This is a genomic window from Aquihabitans sp. G128, from assembly GCF_019048865.1.
Lineage (GTDB): Bacteria > Actinomycetota > Acidimicrobiia > Acidimicrobiales > Iamiaceae > Aquihabitans.
Map to the genome: position 1 here is coordinate 584,463 of NZ_CP077604.1, position 11,716 is coordinate 596,178.

Here is an 11,716-nt window from a genome sequence, read left to right on the forward strand (position 1 = left end):
GGCGGGTCAGGGCTTGGCGGCCGCCACGAGCAGCTTGGTGAAGGCGAGGGTGCCCTGGCTGACCCCGGAGCAGTCGTCCTGGGCGGTGGAGGTGGCACCGGCGCACTGCTGGTCGCGGTTGAGCGACCAGAACGCCAGGCGGCCGACGCCGTTGGCCCGGGCCCAGCTGATGACGGCGCGGGCGTTGGCGAGGGAGAACACCTCGCTGGCGGTGTCGTTCCGGCCGATCATCGGGGTGAGGCCGAGCTTGGCGTAGCTGGCCGACGGCGAGATCGCCTTCCACTGGGCGAGCGTGCCCATGGCCGACGAGATGGCCGTGGCCCCCATGTCCCGTGCGTCGCCGTAGTCCATGACCATGATGTTCACCAGGTCGATGCGGGTGCCGGTGGCCTTGGCCTTGCGCAGGAACGCCAGCCCGTTCGGCTCCAGGCCGCTCGGCGCGACCGGCAGGGTGGCCGACACCTGGAGCGACGGGGTGGTGGCCACGAGGGCCCGGATGGCGGTGAACCTGCGGCTGATCGACGCGGCGTCGTCGAGCGCGTCGCCCTCGACGTCGAAGTCGGCGCGGGTGGCGCCGAAGCGGGCCAGCACCGACCGGTAGGCCGCCGCGAGCTTCGTCGTGTCGGTGCAGGTGCGGGCGAGGTCGAGCCCGGCCTGGCCGCCGAAGGACACGATCACCTTGGCGCCGGCGGTGCGCGCCGCGTCGATCCGGGCATTGATCGCCGTGGACTCGCTCACCGGGACCTCGTCGTCCCACGTGGGCGTGCAGCCGTCACCGATGACGAAGCCCAGGCTCACGTCCCTCAGCCCGCCGCTCACCACCGCCGCCTTCAGGTTGGCGGGGTTTGACCCGGCGACGTCGACGTACGGCGCCGCCACCGGTCGGGCCGGCGGATCGCACGAGGTCAGCAGGCCACCGGCGAGCGCCGCCGCAGCCGCGATGCCGATGGCGAGCAGGCGGCGGTGCGCCCGGGTGGTGCGGAGCTGGCCCATGGATCCCCCTCGTGGCGCCACCCCCGTGCCGCTCGGCGACAGTCTCGCACCGTCGAGGCGACGACCGCCCGGGTCGAGGGGATCCGTGTGGGCAGCTTCAGCTGGCGAGCTTGTCGACCAGGGTGCCCTCGGCGCCGAAGAGGCGCTCGCGCCACTCGGCCAGCAGCTCGGTGGCGTCGTGGTCGTTGGGGTGGAAGCCGACCCGGTTGTAGTCGCGGATCCGGCTCCGCACGTCCTTGCTCAGCCACGGCGAGGTGCGCAGGCCCTTGAGGCTGCGGCGCAGGCGGCCCCGCTCCCGGGTGGCCGGGTCCTTGGCCAGGGAGATCATCGTCCAGATGATCGAGGTCGTCAGGAAGGCGAAGGTGACCACGTTCATCACCCGGGCCCGGTACTTGTCGTCGCCGCTGACGGTCTGGAACACGTCGAACGCCACGGTCTTGTGCTCGCTCTCCTCGATGGCGTGCCAGAGGAGCAGGTCGCGCACCTCGTCGCAGTCGCCGAAGAGGTCGCGGGCCTCCTGGGACTCGAGGAGGACCTCGGCGAGGGTGGCGGTGTAGTGCTCCAGGGCGGCGGTGACGGCGAGGCGGAACTTGGGCGGCGCCACCTTCTCGTCGAAGCGGAGGCGGTTGCCGATGAAGCGGTCGATGGCCTTGGCGGGGTAGCCCAGCTCGCCGAAGCGGTCGTTCATGGCCCGGTGCTCACGACCGTGGATGGCCTCCTGGCCGATGAAGGCGCCGACCTCCTTCTTCAGCACCGGGTCGGTGATCTGGTCCCGGAAGTTGCGCACGCTGCGCACGAAGTAGTCCTCGCCCTCCGGGAAGACGCACGAGAGGGTGGCCACGATGTGGCTCATCACCAGGTCGCCGCCCATGAAGTGGCGGGGGAGCTCGGTGCCCTCGTGGTCGAACGAGATGCGGCGGACCTTGATCGGATCGCGGGTGGGCGTCTCGGTGCTCATCGCTGGCTGCTCCCTGTTGGGGGTGGGCGGTTCCGACGGCGGGTTCCCCTGAGCCATCGCGAACCTTGACATCGATCAGTGTAACGATCGAGCGCCCATCGGTCTGCATGGCACCGGTCACACCGGACCCGGCCCTCGAAGGGGCCGGGTCAGGTGCGTGCCAGGCCCGGGTGCTGCAGCCACGGTTCCCAGCGTGGGTCCGTGGCGCCGACGCCGACCACCAGGTACGACCAGCCCGACGGCGCCTTGGGCCGGAACGGCAACGTCCACCCCAGCTCCGAGAGGAGCCGGTCGTCCTTGCGGTTGTTGCACGGCCGGCACGCCGCCACCACGTTGGTCCGCGTGCTCGCCGCCCCGGGAGCGGGGGACCACGTGGTCGATGGTGTCGCCGCGGCCGCCGCAGTACGCGCAGCGGCCGTGGTCTCGGGCCACCAGGTTGCGGCCGTTCAGCGGGAGGCTGGCCCGGTACGGCACCTTCACGAAGTACCGGAGCTTGATGACCGACGGCGCCGGCACCGTGACGCGGGCCGAGCGCAGGGCGGCGTCGCCCTCGGCGAGGACGTCGGCCTTGTGGGCCAGCACCAGGACGACGGCCCGGCGGACCGGGATGACGCAGAGGGGCTCGTAGCTGGCGTTCAGCAGCAGGGTCGTGGACATGGGGCGGGCCTCCTTCCGGGTGGCGCGACGGGTTCGGTGGAGCAGGGGCGGAGGGAGTCGAACCCCCGACATCCGGTTTTGGAGACCGGCGCTCTGGCCAGCTGAGCTACGCCCCTCGGTTGCCCCGGGGCCGCCGGAGCGGCCACCGGGCCGGCGCCAGCATGCTCGGACCGAACCGTGCGGCCGAAGGGATTTCCGCACCGGCCGAGCAGCTCCGGCGCGCGTGCGAACATGTGTTCGTGTCCGGAGACGCCACCATCCTCCACGCCGACCTGGACGCGTTCTACGCCTCGGTGGAGCAGCGCGACGACCCGCGCCTCCGGGGGCGGCCGGTGATCGTGGGCGGTGGCGTGGTGCTGGCGGCCAGCTACGAGGCCAAGGCCATGGGCGTGCGCACGGCCATGGGCGGACGCCAGGCGCGGCAGCTGTGCCCCCGGGCCGTGGTGGTGCCGCCCCGGATGTCGGCCTACAGCGAGGCCAGCAAGGCGGTCTTCGCCGTGTTCGCCGACACCACGCCGCTGGTGGAGGGCCTGTCCATCGACGAGGCGTTCCTCGACGTCGCCGGCCTGCGCCGCATCGCCGGCGCGCCGGTCGACATCGCCACCAAGCTGCGGGCCGACGTGCTGCGCGAGGTGGGGCTGGCCATCACCGTGGGCATCGCCCGCACCAAGTTCCTCGCCAAGGTGGCCAGCGCGGTGGCCAAGCCCGACGGCCTGCTGCTGGTGCCGCCCGACGGCGAGCTGGCGTTCCTCCACCCCTTGCCCATCGAGCGGATCTGGGGCGTCGGCCAGGTCACGGCGCGCAAGCTGCACGCTCGGGGCATCCACACCGTGGGGGAGCTGGCCCAGCTCGACGAGCAGGTCCTCACCGGTCTCCTGGGCGGCGGTCCCGGGCGCCACCTGCACGCCCTCGCCCAGGGTCGCGACCCACGCCACGTCCAGACCGGACGGCGCCGTCGGTCCATGGGCGCCCAGCGGGCGCTGGGCCGCCGGCCCACCTCCGCGGCCGAGCTCGACGCCTCGGTCCTGGCCCTGGTCGACCGCGTGACCCGGCGGCTGCGGGCGGCAGGACGGGTCGGGCGGACGGTCGTGCTGCGGCTGCGCTTCGACGACTTCAGCCGGGCCACGCGGAGCCACACCCTGTCCTGGCCGACCGCCCACACGCCCACCGTGCTCGCCGCGGCACGAGACCTGGTGCGGGCGGCGACGCCGCTCATCGAGGCCCAGGGCATCACCCTCGTCGGCATCACCGTCGCCAACCTCGACGACGACCGGGCCGTCCAGCTGCCGCTGCCGTTCGACGCGTCGAGCACCGCCGCGCTCGACGCGGCCCAGGACCTGGTGCGCCAGCGCTTCGGCTCGGCCTCGCTGACGCGGGCGGCGCTCGTGGGGCGCGATCCCGGCCTCACCGTGCCGATGCTGCCGGACTGACCCTCAGCGCGCCTCGGCCTCGGCCGCTCGCAGGGCCTCGGCGGCGGCTCCGGCCGCCGCCTGGGCGGCATCGGCCCGACGGCGCACGTCGGCAGCGGCTGCCTCGGCGTCGTCGGCCTGGCGGGCGAGCCGGTCCGCAGCGGTGGCGGTGTGCTCGGCCTCGGCTCGGAGGTCGGCGAGCCGGCGGCGCCGCTCGCGCTCGGCCGCCTGCCGGGCCTTGCGCTCCCCGGCCTGCTCTCGGCGCCGGTCGAGGGCCGAGCGGGGCACCTCGGCGGCGTCGACCTCCGGCTGCGCGGCCGACTCCACGGCTCGCTGGGTGGCGGGCACCGCGGGGGCCCCGTCGGCGACCTGCCCACCGTCCGGGCGCCCGGTCCGCCGGCGCCCGGCCGGTCGAGGGGTGCGGCGCTCCCGCCGGACCGGCTCGGTCCCGGGGTCCGGCACCAGGGCCAGCATCGGTGCCGCCCCGCCGAGGCCCAGGCCGAGGCCGGATCGGTCGTGGTCGGCGCTCACCACGCCCCGCCGCAGCTCGTCGGCAACGGCCTCGTCGACCGCCGCCGCGTGGACGATGGCCGAGATCCGGTCCCGGGCGGCGGGCCCGGCCGGCCCCAAGAGGTCGAGCGCGGCGCGGACCAGGCCCTCGGCGGCGGCCCGCTGGGCGGTGGTGGCGTCGCGCAGCCCGCTGGCATCGCCCGCCAGGGCGGCCTCGGTGGCGGCGCGCAGCGCGGTGCCGGCGTCGATGGCGTCGTCGACCAGCTCGGGCTGGGCGCGTGCCACCCGGTTGATGGCGCCGGCCGCAGCCGACGGGCGGCGTCGAGCGGCGACCGCCGTGGCCTCGGCCTTGCGGCCCTCGCCGCGCAGCCGCTTGGCCAGGGCGTTGCGGGCGGCGGTGAACTCGGCCGGGTCGAGCGCGTAGAGGTCGTCGGCCTCCTCGAGCCGTGTGCCGTCGTCACCGCTGCCGGCAGCCATGGGGTGGGTCTAGCCGGTGGCGTACCGTCCCGGGAGCCGTCACGACCGAGGAGCGCCCCATGGCCACCTGCGACCACCTGGACACCATCGCCGCCGTCGACCCGAGCGACGTGGCCGGCTGCCACGAGTGCCTGGCCACCGGCGGGCGCTGGGTCCACCTGCGGATGTGCCAGGAGTGCGGGCACGTCGGCTGCTGCGACAACTCGCCCGGCCGGCACGCCACCGCCCACTTCCACGCCGAGGGCCACCCGATCATCCGCTCCTACGAGCCGGGCGAGGAGTGGTTCTGGTGCTACGTCGACGACGTGGCCTTCGAGCTCGACGTGCCGCCCGGGCCGTCGCACCCCTGACCGGGTGGCGCCCGCTCCTCAGCGCAGCGCGGTGGTCTTCGGGGGGCCGAGCACCACGAGGGCACGGGTCGTCCAGTTGAGCCAGGAGCGGTAGCGGCCCCGCAGCCAGACCAGGGCGGTGGTGCCGTCGCCGGCGGCGAGCAGCGGGCGGAGGTTGTCCTCTGCGCTGTTGGCCGTGATCGCCCGCCACGTCCACGTCGCCCCGGCGTCGGTGCTGCGGGCCTCGTAGAGCTCCCAGTGGACCTTGCCGTCGGCGCGGGACACGAGCGGCTCGCCCGTCACCGGGCTCACGTCCGACGACGCGACCACGCGGTAGGGATCGGTCGGGTCGAGCGTGGCCAGCCCGGTGTAGTCGCGCTCCGAGGCGAAGAGCTCGCTGCCCGCTGCGCCCAGGCGCCGGTTCGTCCAGGTCGTGCCGTCCCACCGTGCCCACCAGTACTCGTGGGCGAAGGCGCCGGCCCGGGCGGGGGACGGGTCAGGCGTCCGCAGGGAGTACGCCACCACCGGGTCGCCGGCGGCGTCGACGCGCAGGTCCGAGCCCCAGAGGTCGGGCTGGTCGTAGGGCGCGGCGACGTCGGGCCGGGCGGGGCCGGTGGGCGCGGCGATCGGCGTGAGCTGGTCGGGCCGGTAGCCCTCGCCGGTGGCGAGCGGGCCGACCAGGGTGCCGTCGGTGCGGTACACCTGCAGGTCCCTGATGTACCCGCTGAAGAGGGCGTTGCGGACGGTGTCCTTGGGATGGCCGGTCGAGGCCACGAAGTCGATGCGGTCCTTCGCCGGGTTGGCCGCGAACTGCACGTAGGGACGGACCGGGCTGGTGCCGTCGGGGTCGAGCGGGCCGCCGGTCAGGAGCCAGCCGCCGGTCCAGGTGGCGCCGTCGTCGGCGGACCACAGCGCCCGGTCGCGGCCGTTGTAGCGGGTGAAGGCGAACAGCAGGCCCTGGGAGCGGACCAGGTTGACGTAGCTGGTGCGGGCCGGCGCGGGCAGGTCGGGGAGCACGACGTCGGGGGCCCGCTGCCAGGCGGTGGGGCTGCCGGGGGCGGTGCTGGCGAACCGGAGCGTGCCGTCGTTGTTGTGGCCGGTCCAACCGGCGGTCACCGACCCGTCGGGGTCGACCACCAGGCCCGGGCTGTTGTGGTCGTCGTTGCGGTACGGGTTGGTCGAGAGGTCGGTGCTGGTGATCGCCCCGGTGGCGAGGTCGAGTCCGAGCACCTGGCTGACGTCGGTGGCGCCGCCGGCGGCGCTGGGGTTCGGCACCGACCCCACCAGCAGGGTGTGGCCGGCGATCACGGCGCGCTGGCTCTGCCACCAGCACCAGCCGGCGTTGGCGGCCAGGACGCCGACCTCCCCGGGCTGCAGCCGACGGCCCGGCGTGGGGTGGACCTCGACCGGGGCCAGGGCCCCCTTGGGCGCCAGGGTGGTGGTCGTGGTGGGGGCGGTCGTCATCGTGGTGGTCGTCGTCGAGGGGGCCGGGGGCGTGGGCTCGCACGCCGCGAGGACCCCGACGGCCACGGTCGCCGCCACCAGGACCACGGCTCGGCGGGGGCGACGTGTCGGGTTCGGCGCCCAGAGCATGCGGCATGGTGGCATCCGCCTCGCGTGGATCCAAGCCGCCCCCGGTGCTCGGGTACCGTCGCTGCACCAACCGACGTCGAGGACCGAGCAACATGTGGATCAAGGTCGACCCGTCCCACGCCGGCGAGATGTCCTGGGTGAACCCGGACCTCGTCGAGCGCTGCGACGTCAACGCCAACCCCGAGCCGCCGTGGGCCCTGCTCACCCTGCGCAGCGGCGCGGTGTGCACCGTCAGCGACGTCGACGCCATGAAGCGGCTCCAGAAGCTGCTCGCCGCCGAGCTGCCCCGGGCCCCGTGACCGTGCCCACCGAGCTCCCGCCCCCGCCGCTCGGCTCCTTCGCCAGCGACAACGCCGCCGGCGTGTCGCCCGAGGTGCTCGCCGCGCTGGTCGCCGCCAACGAGGGCCCGGCCCTGGCCTACGGCGAGGACCCCTGGACCGCCGAGATGGTGGCCGCCTTCCGCGACCTGTTCGACGCGCCGGTCGAGGTGCTGGTCGGCTGGGGCGGCACCGGCGCCAACGTGTTCGGCCTGGCCAGCCTGCTCCAGCCGTGGCAGTCGGTCCTCTGCACCGACACCGCCCACATCGTGGTCGACGAGTGCGGCGCGCCCGCCCGGTTCACCGGCTCGGCCATCACGCCCGTGCCCCACGTCGACGGCAAGCTCGAGGTGGCCGCCGTGGCGCCGTTCCTGCACTGGCTGGGCACCGAGCACCACGTGCAGCCGCGCGTGCTGTCCATCAGCCAGGTCAGCGAGATGGGCACGGTGTACTCGGTCGACGAGATCGCCGCCCTGTGCGACTTCGCCCACGCCAACGGCCTGCTGGTGCACCTCGACGGCGCCCGGATCGCCAACGCGGTGGTGGCCACCGGCGCCGACGTGCGGACCATGCTGCGCGACGCCGGTGTCGACGTGCTCACCTTCGGCCTGACCAAGGACGGCGCCATGTACGGCGAGTCCGTCGTCTACCTGCGCCCCGAGCTGGCCGAGCACGCCCGCTTCGTGCGCAAGCAGGCCGGCCAGCTGCCGTCGAAGGCCCGCTTCGTCTCGGCCCAGGTGACCGCGCTGCTCGCCGACGAGTTGTGGCTGCGCAACGCCGAGCACGCCAACGCCATGGCCCGTCGCCTGGCCGAGCTGGTGGCCGACGTCCCCGGCGTGCGGGTGCCCCGGCCCCCGGAGGCCAACTCGCTCTTCGTGCAGCTCCCGCCGGAGAAGATCCGCCCGCTCCAGGACTGGTCGTTCTTCTGGGAGTGGGACCTCAGCCAGGACATGGTCCGCTGGATGACCAGCTTCGCCACCACCGACGACGACCTCGACCGCTTCGCCGCCGGCGTCCGCGCCGTCCTGGCCGGCTGAGCGGGCTGATCCGGCTGATCGGCTGATCAGCGGGCTTGCCCAGGGGGCGCTGAGGGTGCTCTGAGGTTGCGGGCCGAGCCTGGGGGCCGGCGTCGCCGACCGGCGCGCCGTCCCCGAGGAGGCCGCCGTGCACGCCGTCAACCCACCCGATCCCTGGGCCGATCCCCAGCCGAAGGCCCCGTCGACGGACCGCCGGGCCAAGCCGTGGCTGGCTGCGGTGGCCGGCGTGGTGGCGATCCTCGCCGGCGTGGGGGGCGGCCGAGCCCTGGCCCACACCGACGCCAGCTCCGGCGGCTTCGGCCCCGGGCGCGGCGGGCCCGGCGGCGGCCAGTTCCCGGGTGGCGGCCAGTTCCCCGGTGGCGGCCAGGCGCCCGGTGGGCAGGGGACCGGCCAGCCCGGCGCGCCCGGCCAGGCTCCCGCCGCCGGCACGCCCGCCACGGGCGTGACGGGGAGCTGACGTGGCGTCCCGCGCGCCCGACGCCCCCGGGGTGCTCGGCCGACTCCCGGTGAACGCAGCGGGCGCCCCCAGGCCGCTCCAAGCTTCGGCGCCGACGCTGGGCCCCATGACCACCACGCTGGACCGACCCCACCCGGCCTCGCCACCGACCCTGGTGTCCGAGCCGCCGATCGACGAGGCCCGGCGCGGCCCGGGTGATCCGGACGCCCCCACCCGGGGCCGCCTCCAGCGCTGGGCCCGCGGCCCCGCCGGGGACCCGACCTGGGCCCGTCCGGCGCTCTTCGCCCTGCTCGGCGCCACCGCCGTCCTCTACCTCTGGGGCCTGGGCGCCTCGGGCTGGGCGAACAGCTTCTACTCCGCCGCCGTGCAGGCGGGGACGCACAGCTGGAAGGCGTTCTTCTTCGGCTCGTCCGACTCGGCCAACTCGATCACCGTCGACAAGCCGCCGGTGGCGCTGTGGGCCATGGGCATCTCAGCCCGGATCTTCGGCGTCAACGCCTGGAGCATCCTCGTGCCCCAGGCCCTGGCCGGCGTGGCCTCCGTCGGCGTCCTGTACGCCGCGGTGAAGCGCTGGTTCGGCGCCAGCGCCGGGCTCATCGCCGGTGCCGTGCTGGCGACGACGCCCATCGCCACCCTGATGTTCCGCTTCAACAACCCCGACGCGTTCCTGGTCCTGCTGCTGGTCATCGGGGCCTACGCCATGACCCGGGCCCTGGAGGCCACCAGCACGCGTTGGCTGGTGTTCGCCTGGTCGATGGTGGGCCTCGGCTTCCTCACCAAGATGTTGCAGGCGCTGCTGGTGGCCCCGGCGTTCGCCCTCGTCTACCTGATCTGCGCCGACACGCCCTTCCGCCGCCGGTTCCTGCAGTCGGCCGCCGCCTTCGTGGCCCTCGTGGCCTCGGCGGGGTGGTACATCGCCATCGTCGAGCTCTGGCCGGCCTCGTCCCGGCCCTACATCGGCGGCTCCCAGGGCAACTCCATCATGGAGCTGGTCATGGGCTACAACGGCCTCGGTCGCCTCACCGGCGTCGAGGAGGGCAGCGCCAACAACGGCGGCAACTGGGGCGCCACCGGGTGGAACCGGCTCTTCAACTCGGAGTTCGGCAGCCAGGCCGCCTGGCTGATCCCGGCCTCGCTGATCCTGCTGGCCGCCGGCCTGTGGCTGCGCCGCCGGGCGCCCCGCACCGACCGGGCCCGCATGGGCCTGGTGCTCTGGGGCGGCTGGCTGCTGGTGACCGCTGCCGCCTTCAGCTTCGGCAAGGGGATCATCCACCCCTACTACACGGTCGCCCTCGCCCCGGCGGTGGGCGCCCTCGTGGGCATCGGCGTGGTGCCCTGGTGGCAGCGCCGCCACCAGCTCTCCGGCCGGCTCGTCCTGGCCGGCACCCTGGCCACCACCACCACGTTCGGCTACGAGCTCCTGCACCGCACCCCCGGCTGGGCGCCGGCCCTGCAGTGGGTCGTGCTCCTCGGCGGGCTGCTGACCGCCGCCCTGCTCGTCTTCGCCCCGACCCTGCGGGGCAAGGTCGGCGCCGGCATCGCCGCGGCCGCCCTCGTACTGGCCCTGGCCGGGCCCACCGCCTACAGCCTGCAGACCGCCTCGGTGGCCCACACCGGGTCCCTCCCCACGGCCGGTCCCGGCTCGAGCGGGATGCGTGGTCCCGGCGGCGCTGGTGGCCGCGGCTTCGGTGGTGGCACCCCTCCGGGCGGCCTCGGCACGGCCGGCACGACCGCCGCTACGGGGGCGACCGGGGCGACCGGGGCGACCGGCAACGCCGGGAGCCTGCTGAACGGGTCGACCTCGACCGACGACATCACGGCCCTGCTGCAGGCCGACGCCGGCAGCTACCGGTGGGCGGCGGCCGCCATCGGCTCCAACTCGGCCTCGGGCTACCAGCTCGCCGCCGACGAACCGGTGATGGCCATCGGCGGCTTCAACGGCTCGGACCCCAGCCCCACCCTGGCCCAGTTCCAGCAGTACGTCGCCGACGGGGACATCCACTGGTTCATCTCCGGCGGTGGCGGGATGGGCGGCGGTGGCGGGGCCGCCTCGACCACCAGCGAGATCAGCACCTGGGTGGCCGCCAACTACACCGCCACCACCGTCGACGGGGTCACCCTCTACGACCTGACGACCTGACGACCTGATCCCGAGGCTGCTGCTCCGGACGGTGGCGTTCACAGGGAACGCACAAGTTCCGGACAGCTCGGGTGGGGGACCGGACCGCACACTGCGGCGATGGTCGCCCCCACCCTGCCTCGCCCGAGCGATCCGCCCGCCCGGCCCTCCGGCCCCGGTCCCCGCCACGGGACCGGGGCCGGCCCGCGCTCGGCTGCGACCAGCGGCGGGCTCGGGCCGGTCACGGTCCCGGCGGCCGTCCGCCGGCTGGTGGGCCACGATCGCTTCGGGCAGCTGGCGGTCACCCTCGTGGCCCTCGTCCTCGACTGCTGGGCGCTGACCACCAACCGCCTCGGGAACCAGTACTACGCGGCGGCGGCCCGCAGCATGACCGGCAGCTGGCACCGGTTCTTCTTCGCCTCGCTCGACCCCGGCGGCTACATCAGCGTCGACAAGCCGCCCGTCGCGGTGTGGGCGTCGGCACTGTCGGCCCGGGCCCTCGGGTACGGCTCGCTCAGCCTGCTGCTGCCGAGCGCCCTGGCCGGCGCCGCCGCGGTGGCGCTGCTGTGGGCGACGGTGCGGCGCACCTCGGGCCGCCTCGCTGCCACCGTGGCCGGGCTGGTGCTGGCGCTGAGCCCCATCAACGTGGCGGTGAACCGCCTCAACCTGCCCGAGCCGTTCCTCATCCTCGTGCTGGTGGCTGCGGCGTGGGCGGTGGTGCGGTCCTTCGACTCGACCCACCCCGTCCGATGGGTGCTCCTGGCCGGGGCGTTCGTGGGCATCGGCTTCAACACCAAGATGCTGGCCGCCGACGTGGCGGTGCCGGCCCTGGCGCTGGCCATCGCCCTGGGGTCGCGAGG

At 74.8% G+C, this 11,716-nt stretch carries 10 protein-coding genes, 1 tRNA gene and 2 pseudogenes; 7 read left to right on the forward strand and 6 right to left on the reverse strand.

Features of this window, described 5'->3' with window-relative positions; translation table 11 throughout:
* Positions 1–6: 6 nt before the first annotated feature.
* The 4 genes and pseudogenes from KSP35_RS02680 to KSP35_RS02695 form a co-directional block, all read right to left on the reverse strand.
* Positions 7–993 carry a chitinase gene (locus tag KSP35_RS02680; protein ID WP_216998699.1) on the reverse strand — a complete coding sequence of 329 codons (987 nt, stop codon included), beginning with the start codon at positions 991–993 and terminating at the stop codon, positions 7–9.
* Between the two features lie 97 nt (positions 994–1,090).
* Complete coding sequence (locus tag KSP35_RS02685; RefSeq protein ID WP_254126942.1) at positions 1,091–1,951, reverse strand: metal-dependent hydrolase; 861 nt, start codon at positions 1,949–1,951, stop codon at positions 1,091–1,093.
* 149 nt (positions 1,952–2,100) lie between these two features.
* Positions 2,101–2,608: pseudogene (locus tag KSP35_RS02690) on the reverse strand (HNH endonuclease).
* 42 nt (positions 2,609–2,650) lie between these two features.
* Positions 2,651–2,724, reverse strand: a tRNA-Trp gene (locus KSP35_RS02695).
* A gap of 117 nt (positions 2,725–2,841) precedes the next feature.
* Between KSP35_RS02695 and dinB the strand changes: the two genes are divergently transcribed.
* Positions 2,842–4,038, forward strand: a complete 1,197-nt coding sequence (gene dinB / locus KSP35_RS02700) for a DNA polymerase IV (protein ID WP_371748630.1) — start codon at positions 2,842–2,844, stop codon at positions 4,036–4,038.
* Positions 4,039–4,041: 3 nt separating this feature from the next.
* Here dinB and KSP35_RS02705 read toward each other — a convergent pair whose 3' ends face one another.
* Positions 4,042–5,004 (reverse strand): hypothetical protein, encoded by a 963-nt coding sequence (locus tag KSP35_RS02705; RefSeq protein ID WP_216998706.1) that lies wholly within the window; start codon positions 5,002–5,004, stop codon positions 4,042–4,044.
* Positions 5,005–5,063: 59 nt separating this feature from the next.
* On the opposite strand from KSP35_RS02705, the gene KSP35_RS02710 reads away from it, so the two are divergent.
* Positions 5,064–5,354 (forward strand): UBP-type zinc finger domain-containing protein, encoded by a 291-nt coding sequence (locus KSP35_RS02710; protein WP_216998708.1) that lies wholly within the window; start codon positions 5,064–5,066, stop codon positions 5,352–5,354.
* Between the two features lie 18 nt (positions 5,355–5,372).
* On the opposite strand, the gene KSP35_RS02715 is transcribed toward KSP35_RS02710, so the two are convergent.
* Entirely contained in the window at positions 5,373–6,926 is a 1,554-nt protein-coding gene (locus KSP35_RS02715) for a BNR-4 repeat-containing protein (protein WP_254126944.1), read from the reverse strand.
* Positions 6,927–7,018: 92 nt separating this feature from the next.
* On the opposite strand from KSP35_RS02715, the gene KSP35_RS23900 reads away from it, so the two are divergent.
* The 5 genes and pseudogenes from KSP35_RS23900 to KSP35_RS25460 all read left to right on the forward strand — a co-directional run.
* Positions 7,019–7,225 carry a hypothetical protein gene (locus KSP35_RS23900; RefSeq protein WP_254126945.1) on the forward strand — a complete coding sequence of 69 codons (207 nt, stop codon included), beginning with the start codon at positions 7,019–7,021 and terminating at the stop codon, positions 7,223–7,225.
* Entirely contained in the window at positions 7,222–8,280 is a 1,059-nt protein-coding gene (locus tag KSP35_RS02720; protein ID WP_254126946.1) for a low specificity L-threonine aldolase, read from the forward strand. Before KSP35_RS23900 ends, KSP35_RS02720 begins: the two co-directional genes overlap by 4 nt.
* A gap of 127 nt (positions 8,281–8,407) precedes the next feature.
* On the forward strand, positions 8,408–8,737 hold the full coding sequence (locus KSP35_RS02725) for a hypothetical protein (protein WP_216998712.1): 330 nt from the start codon (positions 8,408–8,410) through the stop codon (positions 8,735–8,737).
* 106 nt (positions 8,738–8,843) lie between these two features.
* Entirely contained in the window at positions 8,844–10,877 is a 2,034-nt protein-coding gene (locus KSP35_RS02730) for a glycosyltransferase family 39 protein (RefSeq protein WP_216998714.1), read from the forward strand.
* A 366-nt stretch (positions 10,878–11,243) separates the two neighbouring features.
* Positions 11,244–11,711 (forward strand): annotated as a pseudogene (locus KSP35_RS25460) (glycosyltransferase family 39 protein); the annotation flags it as partial.
* Positions 11,712–11,716: the final 5 nt, after the last annotated feature.